This is a genomic window from Streptomyces tendae, assembly GCF_014650435.1.
Classification (GTDB): Bacteria; Actinomycetota; Actinomycetes; order Streptomycetales; family Streptomycetaceae; genus Streptomyces; species Streptomyces tendae.
The window spans coordinates 26,448-47,969 of sequence record NZ_BMUY01000014.1 but is presented as its reverse complement, the minus strand read 5'-3'; the positions used below and the strand labels follow the sequence as shown (position 1 = coordinate 47,969).

Genomic DNA, 21,522 nt, shown 5'->3' with positions numbered 1-21,522 from the left:
GAAGGAAACGCCATGGCACCACGCACGCGCCCCACCCGCACCCGCGCCCGAACCCTGACCGCGCTCCTCGCCCCGGCCCTCGCGCTCGGCGCCACCGTCGGCCTCGCCTCCGCCCCCGCCCAGGCCGCCGTCTGGAACTCCTGCGACCAGTGGGGCAACACCACCCTGGACGGCTACACCCTCTACAACAACATCTGGGGTTCCGGCGCCGGAAGCCAGTGCGTCTGGGCCAACTCCGGGACCAACTGGGGCGTCTGGGCGGACCACCCCAACACCGGCGGCATCAAGTCCTACCCGAACGCCAAGAAGGTGATCAACAAGCCGATCGCCTCGCTCGGTTCGCTCACCAGCAGCTACAACGTCACGGTCCCGTCCTCCGGCGCGTACAACACCTCGTACGACATCTGGGACACGGACTACGACCACGAGATCATGCTCTGGGTCAACCAGAACGGCGCCGTCGGCCCCCTCGGCACCTCGCAGGGGACCGTCAGCCTCGGCGGCCACACCTGGAACGTCTACAAGGGGAACAACGGCGCCAACGAGGTCTACTCGTTCCTGCGCACCTCGGACTCGAACTCCGGCACGGTGAACATCCTCCCGATCCTGAAGTGGATCAAGGACACCAAGGGCTGGATGGGCAACGAGACCATCGGCGACGTGCAGTTCGGCTACGAGATCACCTCGTCCGCGGGCGGCCTGGACTTCCGCACCAACAACCTGACGGTCAGCGGCGGCTGACCCCGGCACCCGCACGCCACGGCGCGGGGGCCGGTCCCGGGACCGGCCCCCCCCGCTCTGCGCTCTGCGAACGACACCCCTAGGGCGCGACGGGCGCCGGTCCCGAGCTGGCCCGGACGGTCAGCTCCGGCGAGAGCAGCACGACCTCGTCGCTGCCCCGGCCGTCGAGCTTGGCGACCAGCTGTTCCACGGCCCGCCGCCCCATCTCCTGCGCGGGCACCGCGACCGAGGTGAGCCGCACCGATGCCTGGGTGGCGACCTGCTCGGGGCAGACCGCGACCACCGACACGTCCTCCGGCACGGCCCGGCCCTGCTGGCGCAGCAGGGCGAGCAGCGGCTCGACGGCTGCCTCGTTCTGGACGACGAACCCCGTGGTGTCCGGCCGTTCGTCGAAGACGCGGGCCAGTGTCGCGGCCATCGCGTCGTACCCGCCCTCGCAGGGCCGGTGCAGCAGCCGCAGTCCCAGCTCCCGTGCGCGGGTGCGCAGACCGTCGAGGGTGCGCTCGGCGAAACCGGTGTGCCGCTCGTAGACGGCGGCCGCCTCGCCGATGACCGCGATGTCGCGGTGGCCCAGCTGTGCCAGGTGCTCCACGCACAGCGCGCCGGTCGCCCGGAAGTCCAAGTCGACGCAGGTGAGGCCCTCGGTGTCGGCGGGGAGCCCGATGAGGACGGACGGCTGGTGGGTGTCGCGCAGCAGGGGGAGCCGCTCGTCGTCGAGTTCGACGTCCATCAGGATCATCGCGTCGGCGAGTCCGCTGCCGGTGACGCGGCGCACCGCGTCGGGGCCCTCCTCGCCGGTGAGCAGCAGGATGTCGTACCCGTGGGTGCGCGCGCCCGCCGCGACCGCGATGGCGATCTCCATCATCACCGGCACGTACATGTCGGTGCGCAGTGGGATCATGAGGGCGATGATGTTCGACCTGCTGCTGGCCAGGGCGCGGGCGCCGGCGTTCGGGTGGTAGCCGAGCTTCCGGATGCTCTCCTCGACCCGCTGCCGGGTGGTGGTGGAGATGGACCGCTTGCCGCTGAGGACATAGCTCACCGTGCTCGCCGAGACTCCGGCGTGCTGGGCGACCTCGGCGAGGGTGACCATCCAGCTCTCCAAGTCATGTGAAGCGCTTCGACAGCGCGGGGTGTGAACAAGGGCGGGCGAGGGTGGTTCGACAGTAGCCGCAGTGCGGATGGGTGTCCATAGCCTGTCGAAGCGCTTCGACAGCCGTGTCTTCCCACGCGTGCCTCTCCGAGGTCTTCCGCATGTGCCCCGCCGGCCCTCCCCCCGCAGTATCCGCCGAACGGCCGCACGAAGGGTGGCTGGGGTGCCCGGGATCGGGTACATACGATCGAGTAGCACCGACTAGTGACGTACGTCCGCAAGTTCGTGCAGGGCGATTCGTGGCGAGGTGAGCCCCATGTCCGCACCATCCACCCCCTCCTCCCGTCCCACCGTCACCGAACGTGAGGCCCGCCAGGTCGCGGAGTCGGCCCGGGAACAGGACTGGCGCAAGCCCAGCTTCGCCAAGGAGCTGTTCCTCGGCCGCTTCCGCCTCGACCTCCTCCACCCCCACCCGCTCCCGGCCGACGAGGACGTCCAGCGGGGCGAGGAGTTCCTCGCCAAGCTCCGCGACTTCTGCGAGACGAAGATCGACGGAGCGGTGATCGAGCGCGACGCGCGGATCCCCGACGACGTGATCACCGGGCTGAAGGAGCTGGGCGCCTTCGGCATGAAGATCGACACCAAGTACGGCGGCCTCGGCCTGACCCAGGTCTACTACAACAAGGCCCTCGCCCTGGTCGGCTCCGCGAACCCGGCGATCGGCGCGCTGCTCTCCGCGCACCAGTCGATCGGGGTGCCGCAGCCGCTGAAGATGTTCGGCACCCAGGAGCAGAAGGACACGTTCCTGCCGCGCTGCGCCCGTACCGACATCTCGGCCTTCCTGCTCACCGAGCCGGACGTCGGCTCCGACCCTGCGCGGCTGGCCACCACGGCCGTCCGGGACGGCGACGACTACGTCCTCGACGGCGTGAAACTCTGGACCACCAACGGCGTCGTCGCCGACCTGCTCGTCGTCATGGCCCGCGTCCCGAAGCCGCAGAAGGGCGCGGAAGGCAGGGAAGGCCAGGACGGCAAGGACGGCAAGGACGGCAGGGGAGGCATCACCGCCTTCGTCGTCGAGGCGGCCTCCGAAGGCATCACGGTCGAGAACCGCAACGCCTTCATGGGCCTGCGCGGCCTGGAGAACGGCGTCACCCGCTTCCACCGGGTCCGGGTGCCCGCCGCCAACCGCATCGGTCCGGAGGGCTCCGGCCTCAAGATCGCGCTCACCACTCTCAACACCGGCCGCCTCTCGCTGCCCGCCATGTGCGTCGGCGCCGGCAAGTGGTGCCTGAAGATCGCCCGCGAGTGGTCGGCGGTGCGCGAGCAGTGGGGCAAGCCGGTCGCGCTGCACGAGGCGGTCGGCTCCAAGATCTCCTTCATCGCGGCGACGACCTTCGCGCTGGAGGCCGTCCTGGACCTCTCCTCCCAGATGGCCGACGAGGACCGCAACGACATCCGCATCGAAGCCGCCCTCGCCAAGCTCTACGGCTCCGAGATGGCCTGCCTGATGGCCGACGAACTGGTCCAGATCCGCGGCGGCCGGGGCTTCGAGACCGCGGCCTCCCTCGAAGCACGCGGCGAGCGCGCGGTCCCCGCCGAACAACTCCTGCGGGACCTGCGCATCAACCGCATCTTCGAGGGCTCCACCGAGATCATGCACCTGCTGATCGCGCGCGAGGCCGTCGACGCCCACCTCTCGGTCGCCGGCGACCTGATCGACCCCGACAAGACCCTCTCCGACAAGGCGCGGGCGGGCGCGCAGGCCGGCGTCTTCTACGCCAAGTGGCTGCCGAAGCTCGTCGCGGGCCCCGGCCAACTCCCGCGCTCGTACGGGGACTTCCACCCTTCCGGCCACCCCGACCTCTCCGGCCACCTGCGCTACGTCGAACGCACCGCCCGCAAGCTCGCCCGCTCCACCTTCTACGCCATGTCCCGCTGGCAGGGCCGGATGGAGACCAAGCAGGGCTTCCTGGGCCGGATCGTCGACATCGGCGCGGAGCTGTTCGCGATGAGCGCCGCCTGCGTCCGCGCCGAGCACCTGCGCACCAGGGACGAGCACGGCCGCGAGGCATACCAGCTCGCCGACGCCTTCTGCCGCCAGTCCCGCATCCGCGTCGAGGAACTCTTCGGCCGCCTGTGGAGCAACACCGACGACCTGGACCGCAAGGTCGTCAAGGGCGTACTGGGCGGCGCGTACGAGTGGCTGGAGCAGGGCGTCGTCGACCCGTCGGGCGACGGCCCTTGGATCGCGGACGCGACACCGGGCGCCGGCACGAGGGAAAACGTCCGCCGCGCCATCGGCTGACCCGGGGCCCCGGCCGGACGGAACCCGCACGGGAGAGACGCCTCGGCGATCTCCCGCGCGGGCCCGCGACACCCGACCGAGGGACGCGCTGTCCTTCCGGAGGGCCGTTACGGACACAATGGGGGGATGAGCGACAGTCCAGCCCCACTCGCCGACCCCCACCTCGTCTACGACCCGGTGGCGGGCGACGGCCCGAAGGACGTGGTGATCCTCGGGTCCACCGGGTCGATCGGGACCCAGGCCATCGACCTCGTGCTGCGTAACCCGGACCGCTTCCGGGTCACCGCCCTGTCCGCCAACGGCGGCCGGGTCGCCCTCCTCGCCGAGCAGGCGTACCGGCTGAGGGTGCGGACCGTCGCCGTCGCCCGTGAGGACGTCGTACCGGCGCTGCGGGAGGCGCTCACCGCGCACTACGGCACGGGCGAGCCGCTCCCGGAGATCCTCGCCGGACCGGAGGCGGCCACCCGTCTCGCCGCGTCCGACTGCCACACCGTGCTCAACGGCATCACCGGCTCCATCGGACTCGCGCCCACGCTGGCCGCCCTGGAGGCGGGCCGCACCCTCGCGCTGGCCAACAAGGAGTCGCTCATCGTCGGCGGCCCGCTGGTCAAGGCGCTGGCCAAGCCGGGCCAGATCATCCCGGTCGACTCCGAGCACGCCGCCCTCTTCCAGGCGCTGGCCGCCGGCACCCGTGCCGATGTGCGCAAGCTGGTCGTCACCGCCTCCGGCGGCCCGTTCCGCGGCCGGACCAGGGACCAGCTGGCCGCCGTCACCGTCGAGGACGCGCTCGCCCACCCCACCTGGGCCATGGGCCCGGTGATCACGATCAACTCCGCGACCCTCGTCAACAAGGGCCTGGAGGTGATCGAGGCCCACCTGCTCTACGACATTCCCTTCGACCGCATTGAGGTGGTCGTGCACCCGCAGTCGTATGTCCACTCGATGGTTGAGTACACGGACGGATCGACACTGGCCCACGCCACGCCCCCCGACATGGGCGGGCCCATCGCCGTGGGTCTCGGCTGGCCCGAACGCGTCCCCGACGCCGCGCCCGCCTTCGACTGGAGCAAGGCCTCGACCTGGGAGTTCTTCCCGCTCGACAACGAGGCTTTCCCCTCGGTGAACCTGGCCAGGCACGTCGGACAGCTCGCGGGCACGGCCCCGGCGGTGTTCAATGCCGCCAATGAGGAGTGCGTCGAGGCGTTCCGCTCCGGCGCGCTGCCGTTTCTCGGGATCATGGAGACCGTCACGCGGGTGGTCGAGGAGCACGGCACCCCCCGTACGGGAACCTCGCTCACCGTCGCGGACGTCCTCGAAGCGGAGACCTGGGCACGCGCCCGGGCCCGGCAACTGGCGGCACAGACGGCGGAGGCCCGTGCATGACGACCCTGATGTTCATCCTCGGCATAGTCCTCTTCGCCGTCGGCCTGCTGTTCTCCATCGCCTGGCACGAGCTGGGCCACCTGTCCACGGCCAAGATGTTCGGCATCCGGGTGCCGCAGTACATGGTGGGCTTCGGGCCGACACTCTTCTCGAAGAAGAAGGGCGACACCGAGTACGGGGTCAAGGCCATCCCGTTCGGCGGCTACATCCGCATGATCGGCATGTTCCCGCCCGGCCCCGACGGCCGCATGGAGGCACGCTCCACCTCGCCCTGGCGCGGGATGATAGAGGACGCCCGCTCGGCCGCCTTCGAGGAACTGCAGCCCGGTGACGACAAGCGCCTCTTCTACACGCGCAAGCCGTGGAAGCGCGTCATCGTCATGTTCGCCGGCCCGTTCATGAACCTGATCCTCGCAGTGGTGCTCTTCCTCACGGTGCTGATGGGCTTCGGCATCTCCCAGCAGACCACCACCGTCAGCTCCGTCTCGAAGTGCGTCATCTCGCAGAGCGAGAACCGCGACGACTGCGCCAAGTCCGACCCGGCCTCCCCGGCCGCGGCGGCGGGCCTGCGGGCCGGGGACAAGATCCTCGCCTTCGACGGCGTACGGACCGACGACTGGGACAGGCTCTCCGACCTGATCCGCGCCAACCCCGGCGAGGACGTGCCGGTCGTCGTCGAGCGCAAGGGCGAGGAGATCACCCTCCACGCGACCATCGCCACCAACAAGGTCGCCAAGAAGGACTCCAACGGACAGATCGTCCAGGGCGAGTACGTCACCGCGGGCTTCCTCGGCTTCAGCGCCGCCACCGGCGTGGTGAAACAGGACTTCGGCCAGTCCGTGACCTGGATGGGCGACCGGATCGGCGACGCCGTCGACTCCCTCGCCGCGCTGCCCGCCAAGATCCCCGCACTGTGGGACGCGGCCTTCGGCGACGGACCCCGCGAGGCCGACTCCCCGATGGGCGTCGTCGGCGCCGCCCGCGTCGGCGGCGAGATCGCCACCCTCGACATCCCGCCCACCCAGCAGCTCGCCATGTTCGTCATGCTGGTGGCCGGCTTCAACCTCTCCCTGTTCCTCTTCAACATGCTGCCGCTGCTGCCGCTCGACGGCGGCCACATCGCGGGCGCCCTGTGGGAGTCGCTGCGCCGCGGCGCAGCGAAGGTGCTGCGCAGGCCCGACCCGGGGCCCTTCGACGTGGCGAAGCTGATGCCGGTGGCGTACGTGGTGGCGGGCGTCTTCGTCTGCTTCACACTGCTCGTGCTGGTGGCCGACGTGGTGAATCCGGTGCGCATCAGCTGACGGCGGGAAGCCCGATCCGGAGAGCATGTCCCTCCGGACCGGGCTTCACTCGCCTCACCCGGCAGATGGACGCCAAAGGGTGCATCTCCCGTACGCCGCGTGCCCGGCGTTCATCTCGGTGCCGTAATCTCGAAGGCCGGAGCCCGCCGCTGAACGGGGCCGGACCTTGATCCACGACTTGGGGTTGCACAGCAGATGACTGCGATTTCTCTCGGCATGCCGGACGTTCCGACCAGGCTCGCGGAGCGCCGCAAGAGCCGGCAGATCCAGGTCGGACCCGTGGCGGTGGGCGGCGACGCCCCCGTGTCGGTGCAGTCCATGACCACCACCCGCACCTCCGACATCGGCGCCACCCTCCAGCAGATCGCCGAGCTGACGGCGTCCGGCTGCCAGATCGTCCGGGTGGCCTGCCCCACCCAGGACGACGCCGACGCGCTGCCCGTGATCGCGAGGAAGTCGCAGATCCCGGTGATCGCGGACATCCACTTCCAGCCCAAGTACGTCTTCGCCGCGATCGAGGCGGGCTGCGCGGCGGTCCGGGTGAACCCGGGCAACATCAAGCAGTTCGACGACAAGGTCAAGGAGATCGCCAAGGCGGCCAAGGACCACGGCACGCCGATCCGCATCGGCGTGAACGCCGGCTCCCTCGACCGCCGCCTGCTCCAGAAGTACGGCAGGGCGACCCCCGAGGCCCTCGCCGAGTCCGCCCTCTGGGAAGCCTCGCTCTTCGAGGAGCACGACTTCCGGGACATCAAGATCTCGGTCAAGCACAACGACCCGGTCGTCATGGTCGAGGCATACCGCCAGCTCGCCGCCCAGTGCGACTACCCCCTCCACCTCGGTGTCACCGAGGCCGGCCCCGCCTTCCAGGGCACCATCAAGTCGGCGGTCGCCTTCGGCGCGCTCCTCTCCCAGGGCATCGGCGACACCATCCGCGTCTCCCTCTCCGCCCCGCCGGTCGAGGAGATCAAGGTCGGCATCCAGATCCTGGAGTCGCTGAACCTGCGCCAGCGCGGCCTGGAGATCGTCTCCTGCCCGTCCTGCGGCCGCGCCCAGGTCGACGTCTACAAGCTGGCCGAGGAGGTCACCGCCGGTCTGGAGGGCATGGAGGTCCCCCTCCGCGTGGCCGTCATGGGCTGCGTCGTCAACGGCCCCGGCGAGGCCCGCGAGGCCGACCTCGGCGTCGCCTCCGGCAACGGCAAGGGCCAGATCTTCGTCAAGGGCGAGGTCATCAAGACCGTCCCCGAGTCCAAGATCGTGGAGACCCTCATCGACGAGGCCATGAAGATCGCCGAGCAGATGGAGAAGGACGGCGTGACCTCCGGCGAACCCTCCGTCTCCATCGCGGGCTGATCCACCTCGTGCCGCGTCGCCCCGGGGGGCGGCGCGGCATATTCGCGGCAGGTACAGTGCGGGGACCAGCAGATCTCAGGGTGAGGCCCCCGCACGTGTTGACGCAGACCACCTCCCGCGTGCTCGAACCGAGCGACCTGGACGCCGCGCTCGCCATCCTCGACCGCGACCCGGTCGCGAACGCCTTCGTGGCCGCCCGCGTCCAGATCGCCGGACTCGAACCGTGGCGCCTCGGCGGCGAGATGTGGGGCTGGTACGAGCACGGCATGCTCACGTCCCTGTGCTACGCCGGCGCCAACCTCGTGCCCATCTGCGCCACCCCGCGCGCCGTCCGCGCCTTCGCCGACCGCGCCCGCCGGGCCGGCCGCCGCTGCTCCTCGATCGTCGGCCCCGCCGACACCACCGCCCAGCTCTGGCGCCTGCTCGAACCGGGCTGGGGCCCCGCCCGCGAGGTCCGCACCCACCAGCCCCTCATGGTCACCGACCGCCTCCCCGACGACATCGCCCCGGACCCCTACGTCCGCCGCGTCCGCAAGGACGAGATGGAACGGATCATGCCGGCCTGCGTGGCGATGTTCACCGAGGAGGTCGGCATCTCCCCGATGGCCGGCGACGGCGGCCTGCTCTACCAGGCCCGGGTCGCCGAACTCGTCGGCTCCGGCCGCTCCTTCGCCCACTTCGACGCCGACGGCAAGGTCGTCTTCAAGGCCGAGATCGGCGCCGCCACCGACCGCGCCTGCCAGATCCAGGGCGTGTGGGTGGCCCCCGAGTACCGCGGCAAGGGCCTGGCGGCACCGGGCATGGCGGCGGTCCTGCGCTACGCCCTCGCGGACGTCGCCCCGGTGGCGAGCCTGTACGTCAACGACTTCAACACGGCGGCGCGACGGACGTACCTCCGGGTCGGCTTCCAAGAGGTGGGCGCCTTCATGAGCGTCCTGTTCTGAGCCGCTGGCGCACCACCAGCACCAGCGCCCCAACCGAAACCCCCCTGTAGGCTCCCCGGCATGGACCTCGTGATCGGCCCACTGGACCTCTCCGCGCACGTGGACGAGGCCCTGGCCGTCCAAGCCGCCGCCTTCGGCCTCGGCCCCGACGAGGTGGCCGTCCGCCGTCAGATCGTCCTGCGCCACATGACCCACCCGGGCGCCAGAGCCCTCGGCGCCACCGTCCGGGGCCGTCTCGTCGGCTTCGTCTACGGCATGCCCAACGACCGCACCCACTGGTGGTCCACCGTCGTCGAGCCCTACCTCCGCGCCCAGGGCACCGACGCCTGGCTCGACGACTCCTTCGTCATCACCGAACTCCACGTCCACCCGTCCCACCAGAACCGCGGCGCGGGCCGCGCTCTGATCACCACGATCACCGACGCCGCCACCGAGCCCCGCTCGATCCTCTCCGCGATCGACACCGAGAGCCCCGCCCGCGGCCTCTACCGCTCCCTCGGCTACCAGGACCTCGCCCGCCGGGTCCTCTTCCCCAGCGCCCCCAAGCCGTACGCGGTGATGGGTGCCCCGCTTCCCCTGCACCGGCCACCGGCGGGCCGATAACCGATTTCCACCGCACCGGACCGCCCGGCTAACCTCCTAGCACCACCCTTACGCAGCAGGAGACACGAGAACCATGGCCAACGCACCGGTCCAGCGCATGTCGAAGTTGATGGCGAAGACGCTGCGCGACGACCCGGCGGACGCCGAGGTCCTCAGCCACAAGCTGCTGGTCCGCGCCGGCTACGTGCGCCGCACCGCCGCCGGCCTGTGGAGCTGGCTGCCGCTCGGCAAGAAGGTCCTCGGCAACATCGAGCGCATCGTCCGCGAGGAGATGGACGCCATCGGCGCCCAGGAGGTCCAGCTCCCCGCCCTCCTGCCGCGCGAGCCGTACGAGGCGACGGGCCGCTGGCAGGAGTACGGCCCCGAACTCTTCCGCCTCCAGGACCGCAAGGGCGGCGACTACCTCCTGGGCCCCACCCACGAGGAGATCTTCACGCTCCTGGTCAAGGACCAGGCATCGTCCTACAAGGACCTGCCGGTCATCCTCTACCAGATCCAGAACAAGTACCGCGACGAGGCCCGCCCCCGGGCCGGCATCCTGCGCGGCCGCGAGTTCCTCATGAAGGACTCCTACTCCTTCGACGTGGCCGACGAGGGCCTCGCGGAGTCCTACGCCCTGCACCGCGCCGCCTACCAGCGCATCTTCGAGCGCCTGGGCCTCGACTACCGCATCGTCGCGGCCACCGCGGGCGCCATGGGCGGCTCCAAGTCCGAGGAGTTCCTGGCCCCCGCCGAGGCAGGCGAGGACACCTTCGCCGACTGCCCGAACTGCGACTACGCCGCCAACACCGAGGCGATCACCTACAAGCTGAGCCCCGTAGAGGCGGCCGACGTCCCCGCGGCCGAGGACATCCCCACCCCCGACACCCCGACCATCGAGACCCTGGCGGCCTCCCTGGGCGTACCGGCCTCGGCCACCCTCAAGAACCTCCTCGTCAAGGTGGACGGCGAGATCGTGGCCGTGGGCGTCCCCGGCGACCGCGAGGTCGACATGGACAAGGTCGAGGCGCACTTCGCCCCGGCCGCCGTCGAGCTGGTCACCGCCGAGGACTTCGTCGGCCGCCCCGACCTGGTCCGCGGCTACGTCGGCCCGCAGGGCCTGGGCGACAAGGTCAAGTACGTCGCCGACCCCCGCGTCGCCCCCGGCACCGCGTGGATCACGGGCGCCAACAAGGCCGACACGCACGCCAAGAACGTCGTGGCGGGCCGCGACTTCGAGGTCGACACCTACGTGGACGTCGTCGTCGTCCGCGAGGGCGACCCGTGCCCCAACTGCGGCACCGGCCTCAAGCTGGACCGCGCCATCGAGATCGGCCACATCTTCCAGCTGGGCCGCAAGTACGCCGACGCCCTCAAGCTCGACGTCCTCGGCCAGAACGGCAAGCCGGCCCGCGTCACCATGGGCTCCTACGGCATCGGCGTCTCCCGCGCGGTGGCCGCCCTCGCCGAGCAGCACGCCGACGACAAGGGCCTCGTCTGGTCCAAGGAGGTCGCCCCGGCCGACGTCCACGTCGTCGCCGCCGGCAAGGCCCTGCAGACCGAGCTGGCCCTGGAGGTCTCCGACAAGCTGGCCGCGGCCGGCGTCCGGGTCCTGGTGGACGACCGCGCGGGAGTCTCTCCCGGCGTGAAGTTCACCGACGCGGAACTCATCGGCGTCCCGCAGATCCTGGTGGCCGGCCGCCGCTCCGCCGAGGGCGTGGTCGAGCTGAAGGACCGACGTACGGGGGAGCGCGAGGAAGTAACGGTCGAGGAAGCCCTCACCCGCCTCACCAGCTGACCCGAAGCGACCCGGCGTTCCCTGCCCCCGGCGCGGGCCCCCGGGGGCGGGGGAACGCGGCCCGGCGTGGCCTCGGCACCCGGCGCGGATGTGGCCGCGAGGGTGGGTCGCGTGGCCCGGCGCTGCCGGGGTGCCGCCGCGCCCACCCGTGCCGCCCCAGCGGCACGACTGCCCGCGGCGGCGGGGCGACGGCCCGCAGGCGCGTACGGCGAGCAGGGGACGTGTCGGGGGGTGTTCGCCCGCAGCGGTTGGCGCGTCAACGCCGCGCACCTCTTCAAGAAACCGATTCCGCGCCGTTCCGAGGACGAACACCCCCCGGCGCGGCCCCGACCCACCACCCCACGCACCGCGCTACGCGCACCCCCACCGAACCCGCAGCGGCGCCGCAGGCATCCCGCACTCCCACAGAACCCGCACAGGCGCCGCAGGCACCCGCACGCACACCGTCACAACCACCCCGCGAACTCCAACAAGAGCTCCGCGTCCTGCTCCCGCCCCACTCGCCGGGCCCGCACCCCCGACTCCACCGCCCGGAACAGCGTCCACCCCCGCAGCCGCTCCTGATCGACCTCCAGCGACTCCGCGAGCCGCTTGATCCGCCGCCGAGTCGTCGACGCCCCCGACGGCTGTGCGATCAGATCCTCCACCCGGTCCCGCACCAGCCGCGCCAGATCGAACGCGCTCTCCCCGACCACCGGATCGGGCCCCACCGCAAGCCACGGCATCCGATCCCCGGCCAGCACCTTGCTCTGCCGGAACGTCCCGTGCAGCAACCGCCGCTCCGGCGGCTCGGCGAGCAGCTCCGCCCGCGCCGCCAGCGCCGCGTCGACCAGCGGCGCGATCTCCGCGTCCGCCGCCGCCCCCGCCCGCATCGCCTCGGCCTGCCGCCCGGTCCGCTCGGCCACCGTCTCGAAGGGATGGGAGGCCGGCGGCTCCACCCACAGCCGCCGCAACGTCCCCGCGGCCTCCAGCAACGCCTTGGCCTCCGGCAGCGACCGCACCGACACGTCCGGATGCAGCCGCTCCAGCAGCAGCACGCCCTCGTCGGTCCCCTCGGCCCCGTCCCCGGCCCACACTTCCCGCAACTGCACGGCACCCCGCCCGCCCCAGTGCGCGAGCGCGGCCCGCTCGCTCCCCGGCCGCGCCCGGCGCGGGGCGAGCTTCAGCACCGCCGGCGCCCCCTCGGCCGTCCGCACCAGGACCACCAGGCTGCTGCGCCCGCCGGGCACCTGCACCCGCTCGACCGCCAACTCCCGCCGCGCCACGGCCCGCTCCGCCACTTCGGGCAGCTTCGCCAACCAGTCGTCACCGTCCGGTGCCGTCTCGCCGAGCGCCTTGACCAAACGCCGCGGCGGTTCGAAAGCCATGCGCGAGCCGTTCCCTTCCCGTACGGAGTGCCGTACGCGTTACGCAGTCGGTGATGCCGTCGCAGCCGTCGTGTCGGAGGCATCCGGAGCGGACCGCCGCCCGGCCGACGTGCCGGCTGCCCGCTCGGCGAGCCCAGGGAAGGCTACGCTCCCGCCCCGCCAGCGCACCGCACGCACCGCGGCCTCGCGCAGCGCCGCGGCCGCCGAGGCCCGTCCGTCGCCCTCGGCCGCCCGCACCAGATCGGAGTACACCCCGGCCACCCGGTCCTCCAGCTCGGCCGCCAGCCGTACCGCCGCCGCCGAGTCCGGCACCGAGAAGGGCAGCGCGTACCCCGCCGCCGCGGCGACCGGCGCACCGCCCAGGTCCCGCACCTCGCGCGCCAGCGCGTCCCGCCGCGCCCGGTGCGCGTCGTACGCCGTGCGCGCCTCGGCACGCCGTTCCTCGACGATCCGTCCGCCGACGACCCCGTAGCCGTACACCGCCGCGTGCTCCGCGGCCAGCGCCGCCTGGAGGGCGTCCAGCCGCCCGTCCTCCGCCTTGCCCACCCGTCAGCCCTCCGTCAGCAGGAACACGTGCGCGGCCCCGGCCGCCGCGACCGAGGCGAGCAGCCGAGCCAACTCACCCGGCACCTCCAGCAGCGCACGGGCCCGCCGATCGGCGAGCTTCCGCTCGGCCCCGGCGAGCAGCGCCAGCGCGCCCTTCTCATCCGCAGGCACGACCTGGGAGTCCCCGGAGTCACTGACGTCACCGGACTCACCGGCGCCACCGGCGTCACCCCCCGGCCCGGCGGCCCGAGCGGAGACCGAGGGCGACGCGGCCGACGCCGTCCCCGATGCCGACGCCGTCCCCGACACCGTCGGCGAAGGCGAACCCGCCCGCACGCCGCCGAACGCCTCCACGTGCCGCACGACGCCGTCCCGCAGCGGCCCCAGCCGCTCCGCCAGCCCGGGATGGGCGGCGATCACCGCCGCATACCGCGCGGCCAGCTCCGCACTGTCCCGGGCCGCACGCGCGCGTGCCCGCTCGGTGTCCGAGGGCCCGCCCCCCGACTCGCCGGAGCCCGACCCTCCGGTACACCCGACGAGCAGGGCGGCCCCCGCGGCCCCGGCGGCCGAGGCGAGCAGGCTCCTTCTGCGCGGCCCCCGGGACGGGCGGCGCGGCGATGGGGAAAGCGACACGGCAGACGTCCTCGACAGGCTCGTACGGAAACGACGAAAAAAGCGACAAAAAACCACGGCAGAACGACGACCAACGCGACGGAAACCCGAGATCCCGCCCGCCCGTGATCACGGTACCCGTGCACCGCCCGGCCACCACTCATCGGCACCGCCCGACCCGGGTGGACGGCAACACCCCCCGCGACCGGATACCCTTTGACCAGACACGCGCACCGTCCCACAACAGCACACGCGGCCGAGGAGTCACCCGGATGAGCACCACCCAGAGCGAGAGGCTGCGAGAGCTGCTTGAGCCGCTCGTCGCCTCCCAGGGACTGGACCTCGAAGAGATCGCGGTGGACTCGGTCGGCCGCAGGCGTGTGCTGAGCGTGGTCGTCGACTCCGACACCGGAGCGGACCTGGACCGAATCGCCGATGTGAGCCGCGCGCTCTCGGCGAAGCTCGACGAGACCGACGCGATGGGCGAGGGGGAGTACACCCTCGAGGTCGGCACCCCCGGCGCGGAGCGCTCCCTCACCCAGCACCGCCACTACGTGCGCGCCACGGACCGCCTGGTCCGCTTCCAGCTGCACGAGGGCGGCGAACTGGTCGCCCGGATCCTCGCCGTGGACGAGGACGGACTCGACCTCGAAGTACCAGGGGTGAAGGGCCGCAAGGCCACCACCCGCAGACTGCCCTTCGGCGACATCGACAAGGCGCGCGTCCAGGTCGAGTTCAACCGCAAGGACACCAAGAGCGACAAGAACGACAACCAGCCGGAAAACAACAACAAGACGGAAGAGGAGGAGGCGTAGCCGTGGACATCGACATGAGCGCCCTGCGGGGCTTGGTACGGGAGAAGGAGATCTCCTTCGACCTGCTGGTCGAGGCGATCGAGTCGGCCCTCCTCATCGCCTACCACCGCACCGAGGGAAGCCGCCGGCACGCGCGCGTGGAGCTCGACCGGAACACCGGCCATGTGACCGTGTGGGCGAAGGAGGACCCGGACGACCTCGAGGAGGGCCAGGCGGCCCGCGAGTTCGACGACACCCCGTCCGACTTCGGCCGCATCGCCGCCACCACCGCCAAGCAGGTCATCCTGCAGCGGCTGCGCGACGCCGAGGACGACGCGACGCTCGGCGAGTACGCCGGCCGTGAGGGCGACATCGTCACCGGCGTGGTCCAGCAGGGCCGCGACCCGAAGAACGTGCTGGTCGACATCGGCAAGCTGGAGGCCATCCTGCCGGTGCAGGAGCAGGTGCCCGGCGAGACCTACCCGCACGGCACGCGCCTGCGCTCGTACGTCGTCCGGGTGGCCAAGGGCGTACGGGGCCCCTCCGTGACGCTCTCCCGCACGCACCCCAACCTGGTGAAGAAGCTGTTCGCCCTGGAGGTGCCGGAGATCGCGGACGGGTCCGTCGAGATCTCCGCGATCGCTCGCGAGGCAGGCCACCGCACCAAGATCGCCGTACGCTCCACCCGCTCGGGCCTGAACGCCAAGGGCGCCTGCATCGGCCCCATGGGCGGCCGGGTGCGCAACGTCATGGGCGAGCTGAACGGCGAGAAGATCGACATCGTCGACTGGTCGGACGACCCGGCCGAGATGGTGGCGAACGCGCTCTCCCCGGCCCGCGTCTCCAAGGTGGAGGTCGTGGATCTGGCGGCCCGCTCCGCGCGCGTGATCGTGCCCGACTACCAGCTGTCGCTGGCCATCGGCAAGGAAGGCCAGAACGCCCGGCTCGCGGCCCGGCTGACCGGCTGGCGGATCGACATCCGCCCGGACACCGAGCAGCCGGAGAACCAGGCGTCGGAGCAGTCCGCGGAGCGGTCGTCCGACGGGTCGTCCGGCGGTCGCGGGGAATAGATCCAAGCCGCACGGCGCTGAGATCACGACAGCTTTGCGTGCGGCACGTGTTCGATTCTTGCCCCGAAGGGGTGAGGTCGGTCCGGGGAGGTAGACTTAGGAGTGTCTGGCCGGACACGTACCCGAGCATGCCCCGAGCGCACCTGCGTGGGGTGCCGGGAGCGAGCGGTCAAGAGCGAGCTGCTGCGCACCGTGGTGGTCGAGGGTCATTGCACCCCTGATCCACGCGGTACGCTGCCCGGCCGGGGTGCGTACGTACACCCCGCACCGGTCTGTGTCGACCAGGCGGTGCGCCGCAAGGCGTTTCCGCGGGCGCTCCGCGTCCCGGGTCCGCTCGACGTAAAGGCGTTGCGCCACTACGTCGAGCAGGCAGAAGGTTGCAGCAAGGTTGCTGAAAGCAGCATGTGAGCAACGTGGTAAGGAAGACATGCCGCGCGGAACCCCGCGCGGCTTGGTACCTCGCGAGTCGAAAGCAGGTCGAGATTGCGATGAGCACTCGATGAGTACGCGATGAGTACGCCCATGAACTAGCGACGGTCCGGACGCAACCCGGACCTCAGAGGAGCGAAGTGGCTAAGGTCCGGGTCTACGAACTCGCCAAGGAGTTCGGTGTCGAGAGCAAGGTCGTCATGGCCAAGCTCCAGGAACTCGGTGAATTCGTCCGTTCGGCGTCTTCGACGATCGAAGCGCCCGTAGTACGCAAGCTGACAGACGCCTTCCAGCAGGGTGGCGGCAACGGCCGGTCCGCCGGTCGCCCCGCGGCCCCGAAGAAGGCTGCCCCCAGGCCGTCGGCGCCCTCCCCGGCGCAGGCGGCTCGTCCGGCTGCCCCGCGGCCGTCGGCCGCACCCAAGCCCGCCGCTGCCCAGCAGCCCGCGGCTCCGTCGGCCCCCGCGCCGGCTCCGTCCCAGGGCCCGCGTCCGACGCCGGGCCCCAAGCCCGCGCCGCGTCCGGCCCCGGCCGCGCCGGAGTTCACCGCTCCGCCTGCGGCTCCGGCGGCTCCGTCCACTCCGGCCCAGGCTCCGTCCGGTCCGAAGCCCGGCGGTGCGCGTCCCGGTGCCCCCAAGCCCGGCGGCGCCCGTCCGTCCGGCCCGGGCCAGGACCGTGGTCAGCAGGGCGGCCAGGGCCGTCCCGGTGGCCAGCGTCCCGGTGCCCCGGCGCAGCGTCCGGGCGGTCGCCCCGGCGGTCCGCGTCCGGGTAACAACCCCTTCACCTCCGGCGGCAACGCCGGCATGGCGCGCCCGCAGGCGCCCCGTCCGCAGGGCGGGCCGCGTCCGGGCGGTCCCGGTGCTCCCGGCGCCGGTCCGCGTCCGCAGGGCCCCGGCGGCCAGGGCGGCGGTCCCCGTCCCCAGGCTCCGGGCGGCAACCGTCCGAGCCCGGGCTCGATGCCCCGTCCGCAGGGCGGCGGCGCAGGTCCCCGTCCCGGCGGCGGCCCGCGTCCGAACCCCGGCATGATGCCGCAGCGTCCGGCTGCCGGCCCGCGTCCCGGCCCCGGTGGCGGCGGTCGCGGTCCCGGCGGTGCCGGTCGTCCCGGCGGCGGCGGTCGTCCCGGTGGCGGCGGCTTCGCCGGTCGTCCCGGTGGCGGCGGTGGCGGTCGTCCGGGTGGCGGCGGTTTCGCCGGTCGTCCCGGCGGTGGCGGCGGCTTCGGCGGCGGCGGTGGCCGTCCCGGCTTCGGTGGTCGTCCCGGCGGTCCCGGTGGCCGTGGTGGCACGCAGGGCGCCTTCGGTCGTCCCGGTGGTCCCGCGCGTCGCGGTCGCAAGTCGAAGCGGCAGAGGCGCCAGGAGTACGAGGCCATGCAGGCCCCGAGCGTCGGCGGCGTGATGCTGCCGCGCGGCAACGGCGAGACCATCCGTCTCTCCCGCGGCGCGTCGCTCACCGACTTCGCGGAGAAGATCAACGCCAACCCGGCGTCGCTCGTCGCGGTCATGATGAACCTCGGCGAGATGGTCACCGCGACGCAGTCCGTCTCCGACGAGACGCTCCAGCTCCTCGCGGACGAGATGAACTACACGGTTCAGATCGTCAGCCCGGAGGAGGAGGACCGCGAGCTGCTCGAGTCCTTCGACCTGGAGTTCGGCGAGGACGAGGGCTCCGAGGAGGACCTGGTCGTCCGTCCTCCGGTGGTCACCGTCATGGGTCACGTCGACCACGGAAAGACCCGACTGCTCGACGCCATCCGCAAGACGAACGTCATCGCGGGCGAGGCCGGCGGCATCACCCAGCACATCGGTGCCTACCAGGTCGCGACCGAGGTCAACGACGAAGAGCGCAAGATCACCTTCATCGACACCCCGGGTCACGAGGCGTTCACCGCCATGCGTGCCCGCGGTGCCCGGTCGACCGACATCGCGATCCTGGTCGTCGCGGCCAACGACGGCGTCATGCCGCAGACGGTCGAGGCGCTCAACCACGCCAAGGCGGCCGAGGTCCCGATCGTCGTCGCGGTCAACAAGATCGACGTCGAGGGCGCCGACCCGACCAAGGTGCGCGGTCAGCTGACCGAGTACGGCCTGGTGGCCGAGGAGTACGGCGGCGACACCATGTTCGTCGACATCTCCGCCAAGCAGGGTCTGCACATCGACTCCCTGCTGGAGGCCGTGGTCCTCACCGCGGACGCCTCGCTCGACCTGCGGGCCAACCCGGTCCAGGACGCGCAGGGCATCTCGATCGAGTCCCGTCTCGACCGCGGCCGCGGTGCCGTGGCGACGGTCCTCGTGCAGCGAGGCACCCTGCGGGTCGGCGACACGATGGTGGTGGGCGACGCCTACGGCCGTGTCCGCGCCATGCTCGACGACAACGGCAACAACGTCGCCGAGGCGGGTCCGTCCACGCCGGTCCAGGTGCTGGGTCTGACCAACGTCCCGGGCGCCGGTGACAACTTCATCGTGGTCGAGGAGGACCGTACGGCCCGCCAGATCGCGGAGAAGCGCGCCGCCCGCGAGCGCAACGCCGCGTTCGCCAAGCGCACGCGCCGCGTGTCGCTGGAGGACCTGGACAAGGTGCTGAAGGCCGGCGAGGTCCAGCAGCTCAACCTGATCATCAAGGGCGACGCGTCCGGATCGGTCGAGGCGCTGGAATCCTCCCTGCTCCAGCTGGACGTCGGCGAAGAGGTCGACATCCGCGTCCTGCACCGCGGCGTCGGTGCGGTCACGGAGTCCGACATCGACCTGGCGATGGGCTCCGACGCCATCGTGATCGGCTTCAACGTGCGCGCCGCCGGGCGTGCCGCGCAGATGGCCGAGCGCGAGGGTGTGGACGTCCGGTACTACTCGGTCATCTACCAGGCGATCGAGGAGATCGAGGCGGCCCTCAAGGGCATGCTCAAGCCGGAGTACGAAGAGGTCGAGCTGGGCACGGCGGAGATCCGCGAGGTCTTCCGCTCCTCCAAGCTGGGCAACATCGCGGGTGTTCTCATCCGCTCCGGCGAGGTCAAGCGCAACACCAAGGCGCGCCTCCTGCGCGATGGCAAGGTCATCGCGGAGAACCTCAACATCGAGGGTCTGCGTCGCTTCAAGGACGACGTCACCGAGATCCGCGAAGGCTTCGAGGGCGGTATCAACCTCGGAAACTTCAACGACATCAAGGTCGACGACGTCATCGCGACGTACGAGATGCGCGAGAAGCCGCGGGTGTAAGTACCGCGACTTCCGGGAGTGACCGGTCCGGGGCCGGTCGGCGGAGCACAATATCCGTCGATCGGCCCCGGTCGTTCGTTGTACGGTTCAGATGATCCCGCCCGTTCGCGGCGGGGCCATCGATCCCGGACCGGCGGGTGAACCGGCTGCACATGTATGTGGGGACGCTGTCCTTCGACCTCCTCCTCGGCGACGTACATTCGCTGAAGGAGAAGCGCTCCGTCGTCCGTCCGATCGTCGCCGAACTCCAGCGGAAGTACGCGGTGAGCGCGGCGGAGGTGGAGCACATGAACCTCCACCGCCGGGCGGTCGTCGGCCTCGCCATGGTGTCCGGCGACGCGGGCCACCTCAGCGACGTGCTCGACCGGTGCGAACGGCTGGTGGCCGGCCGCCCCGAGGTGGAACTGCTGTCGGTGAGGCGGCGCTTCCACGGCGACGACGACTGACCAGACCGGGCAATCGGCAGAAGACCGGATCGGGCAAGAGAAGCCGGATCGGGCAAGAGAAGAAAGAACGGGAGACGGACCAGTGGCCGACAACGCGCGGGCGAAAAGGCTGGCGGACCTCATCCGAGAGGTGGTGGCCCAGAAGCTGCAGCGCGGGATCAAGGACCCGCGGCTCGGCTCGCACGTCACCATCACGGACACCCGGGTCACGGGTGACCTGCGGGAGGCGACCGTCTTCTACACGGTCTACGGGGACGACGAGGAGCGCAAGGCCGCCTCGGCGGGCCTGGAGAGCGCCAAGGGCATCCTGCGCTCCGAGGTCGGCAAGGCGGCGGGCGTGAAGTTCACGCCGACCCTGACCTTCGTCATGGACGCCCTGCCGGACACCGCACGCAACATCGAGGACCTCCTCGACAAGGCGCGGCAGTCCGACGAGAAGGTGCGCGAGGCGTCCGCCGGCGCCGCGTACGCGGGTGAAGCGGACCCGTACCGCAAGCCGGGCGAGGACGAGACGGAGACCGAGACCGGGGCCGACGAGACGGACGACACCGCTAAATGACCGAGAAGCACAACACGCCCGACGGCCTTGTCATCGTCGACAAGCCGTCGGGCTTCACTTCGCACGACGTCGTCGCCAAGATGCGGGGCATCGCCCGCACCCGGCGCGTCGGGCACGCCGGCACGCTCGACCCGATGGCGACGGGCGTCCTGGTCCTCGGTGTGGAGCGGGCGACCAAGCTCCTCGGTCACCTCGCCCTCACCGAGAAGGAGTACCTGGGCACCATCAGGCTCGGGCAGACGACGCTCACCGACGACGCCGAGGGCGAGATCACGGGGTCGCGGGACGCCTCGAAGGTCACCCGGGAGGCGATCGACGCCGGCATCGCCGAGCTGAGCGGCGACATCATGCAGGTGCCGTCCAAGGTCAGCGCCATCAAGATCAAGGGCGTGCGCTCCTACAAGCGGGCCCGCGAGGGCGAGGACTTCGAGATCCCCGCCCGCCCCGTCACCGTCTCCTCCTTCGCGGTGTACGACGTCCGGGACGCCGTCGCCGACGACGGCACCCCGGTGCTCGACCTGGTGGTCTCGGTGACCTGCTCCTCCGGCACCTACATCCGTGCCCTCGCCCGCGACCTGGGCGCCGGCCTCGGCGTCGGCGGACACCTCACGGCACTGCGGCGCACCCGCGTCGGGCCGTACAAGCTGGACGGCGCCCGCACCCTGGACCAGCTCCAGCAGGAGCTGACCGTCATGCCCGTCGCGGACGCGGCCGGTGCCGCCTTCCCCCGCTGGGACGTGGACACGAAGCGGGCCCGGCTGCTCACCAACGGCGTACGCCTTGAGATGCCCGAGGAGTACACGGGCGCCGGTGCCGTCGCCGTCTTCGATGCCGAGGGGCGCCTCCTCGCCCTCGTGGAGGAGCACAAGGGCAAGGCGAAGAGCCTGGCCGTCTTCGGCTGAGCCGACCCGCCGTCGGGTCCGCCCGTGGAGCGGCGATCACGGGGACTGCCACTGTCGCCGCTCCACGGTCCCCCCTCGGTTCCCCCGCTCC

General features: G+C 71.6%; 19 protein-coding genes. 15 read left to right on the top strand and 4 right to left on the bottom strand.

Going from position 1 to position 21,522, the window contains the following annotated elements; genetic code table 11:
• The first annotated feature begins 12 nt into the window (after positions 1 to 12).
• The gene (locus tag IE258_RS31095; protein ID WP_189749077.1) at positions 13 to 741 is read left to right on the top strand and encodes a glycoside hydrolase family 12 protein; all 729 of its coding nucleotides are present in this window, start codon (positions 13 to 15) and stop codon (positions 739 to 741) included.
• Positions 742 to 820: 79 nt separating this feature from the next.
• Here the strand turns inward: IE258_RS31095 and IE258_RS31090 are convergent, their stop codons facing one another.
• A complete protein-coding gene (locus tag IE258_RS31090) occupies positions 821 to 1,834 on the bottom strand; it encodes a LacI family DNA-binding transcriptional regulator (RefSeq protein ID WP_189749075.1) in 1,014 nt (337 codons plus the stop codon).
• Between the two features lie 316 nt (positions 1,835 to 2,150).
• On the opposite strand from IE258_RS31090, the gene IE258_RS31085 reads away from it, so the two are divergent.
• The 7 genes from IE258_RS31085 (at position 2,151) to IE258_RS31055 (ending at position 11,503) form a co-directional block, all read left to right on the top strand.
• A complete protein-coding gene (locus IE258_RS31085; RefSeq protein WP_189749073.1) occupies positions 2,151 to 4,142 on the top strand; it encodes an acyl-CoA dehydrogenase family protein in 1,992 nt (663 codons plus the stop codon).
• A 126-nt stretch (positions 4,143 to 4,268) separates the two neighbouring features.
• A complete protein-coding gene (dxr, locus tag IE258_RS31080) occupies positions 4,269 to 5,525 on the top strand; it encodes a 1-deoxy-D-xylulose-5-phosphate reductoisomerase (protein WP_189749071.1) in 1,257 nt (418 codons plus the stop codon).
• Positions 5,522 to 6,826 (top strand): M50 family metallopeptidase, encoded by a 1,305-nt coding sequence (locus IE258_RS31075; RefSeq protein WP_506417437.1) that lies wholly within the window; start codon positions 5,522 to 5,524, stop codon positions 6,824 to 6,826. The genes dxr and IE258_RS31075 overlap by 4 nt, the downstream gene beginning before the upstream one ends.
• A 195-nt stretch (positions 6,827 to 7,021) precedes the next feature.
• On the top strand, positions 7,022 to 8,179 hold the full coding sequence (gene ispG / locus IE258_RS31070; RefSeq protein ID WP_189749070.1) for a flavodoxin-dependent (E)-4-hydroxy-3-methylbut-2-enyl-diphosphate synthase: 1,158 nt from the start codon (positions 7,022 to 7,024) through the stop codon (positions 8,177 to 8,179).
• Between the two features lie 95 nt (positions 8,180 to 8,274).
• Entirely contained in the window at positions 8,275 to 9,123 is an 849-nt protein-coding gene (locus IE258_RS31065) for a GNAT family N-acetyltransferase (protein WP_164461201.1), read from the top strand.
• Positions 9,124 to 9,183: 60 nt separating this feature from the next.
• The gene (locus IE258_RS41945; protein ID WP_127896522.1) at positions 9,184 to 9,726 is read left to right on the top strand and encodes a GNAT family N-acetyltransferase; all 543 of its coding nucleotides are present in this window, start codon (positions 9,184 to 9,186) and stop codon (positions 9,724 to 9,726) included.
• 73 nt (positions 9,727 to 9,799) lie between these two features.
• Positions 9,800 to 11,503 (top strand): proline--tRNA ligase, encoded by a 1,704-nt coding sequence (locus IE258_RS31055; RefSeq protein WP_189749068.1) that lies wholly within the window; start codon positions 9,800 to 9,802, stop codon positions 11,501 to 11,503.
• Positions 11,504 to 11,949: 446 nt separating this feature from the next.
• Here IE258_RS31055 and IE258_RS31050 read toward each other — a convergent pair whose 3' ends face one another.
• Genes IE258_RS31050 through IE258_RS31040 form a run of 3 tightly spaced genes read right to left on the bottom strand, consistent with a single transcriptional unit; the run spans position 11,950 to position 14,049 of the window.
• Positions 11,950 to 12,870, bottom strand: coding sequence for an aminoglycoside phosphotransferase family protein (locus IE258_RS31050; protein ID WP_189749066.1), 921 nt, complete (start codon positions 12,868 to 12,870; stop codon positions 11,950 to 11,952).
• Between the two features lie 39 nt (positions 12,871 to 12,909).
• Positions 12,910 to 13,416 (bottom strand): ferritin-like domain-containing protein, encoded by a 507-nt coding sequence (locus IE258_RS31045; protein WP_189749064.1) that lies wholly within the window; start codon positions 13,414 to 13,416, stop codon positions 12,910 to 12,912.
• Positions 13,417 to 13,419: 3 nt separating this feature from the next.
• Positions 13,420 to 14,049, bottom strand: coding sequence for a hypothetical protein (locus IE258_RS31040; protein ID WP_189749062.1), 630 nt, complete (start codon positions 14,047 to 14,049; stop codon positions 13,420 to 13,422).
• A 251-nt stretch (positions 14,050 to 14,300) separates the two neighbouring features.
• Between IE258_RS31040 and rimP the strand changes: the two genes are divergently transcribed.
• From rimP to truB, 7 genes are all read left to right on the top strand, one after another.
• A complete protein-coding gene (gene rimP, locus IE258_RS31035) occupies positions 14,301 to 14,843 on the top strand; it encodes a ribosome maturation factor RimP (RefSeq protein ID WP_189749060.1) in 543 nt (180 codons plus the stop codon).
• Positions 14,844 to 14,845: 2 nt separating this feature from the next.
• Positions 14,846 to 15,892: a transcription termination factor NusA gene (gene nusA / locus IE258_RS31030; protein WP_189749059.1), complete on the top strand. Its 1,047-nt coding sequence runs from the start codon at positions 14,846 to 14,848 to the stop codon at positions 15,890 to 15,892.
• Between the two features lie 102 nt (positions 15,893 to 15,994).
• Positions 15,995 to 16,300: a YlxR family protein gene (locus IE258_RS31025; RefSeq protein ID WP_189749058.1), complete on the top strand. Its 306-nt coding sequence runs from the start codon at positions 15,995 to 15,997 to the stop codon at positions 16,298 to 16,300.
• A gap of 161 nt (positions 16,301 to 16,461) precedes the next feature.
• Positions 16,462 to 19,524 (top strand): translation initiation factor IF-2, encoded by a 3,063-nt coding sequence (gene infB, locus IE258_RS31020; protein ID WP_189749057.1) that lies wholly within the window; start codon positions 16,462 to 16,464, stop codon positions 19,522 to 19,524.
• Between the two features lie 152 nt (positions 19,525 to 19,676).
• On the top strand, positions 19,677 to 19,970 hold the full coding sequence (locus IE258_RS31015) for a DUF503 domain-containing protein (protein ID WP_061442259.1): 294 nt from the start codon (positions 19,677 to 19,679) through the stop codon (positions 19,968 to 19,970).
• Positions 19,971 to 20,052: 82 nt separating this feature from the next.
• On the top strand, positions 20,053 to 20,529 hold the full coding sequence (rbfA, locus tag IE258_RS31010; protein ID WP_189749056.1) for a 30S ribosome-binding factor RbfA: 477 nt from the start codon (positions 20,053 to 20,055) through the stop codon (positions 20,527 to 20,529).
• Positions 20,526 to 21,431, top strand: a complete 906-nt coding sequence (truB, locus tag IE258_RS31005; protein ID WP_189749053.1) for a tRNA pseudouridine(55) synthase TruB — start codon at positions 20,526 to 20,528, stop codon at positions 21,429 to 21,431. Before rbfA ends, truB begins: the two co-directional genes overlap by 4 nt.
• Positions 21,432 to 21,522 lie beyond the last annotated feature (91 nt).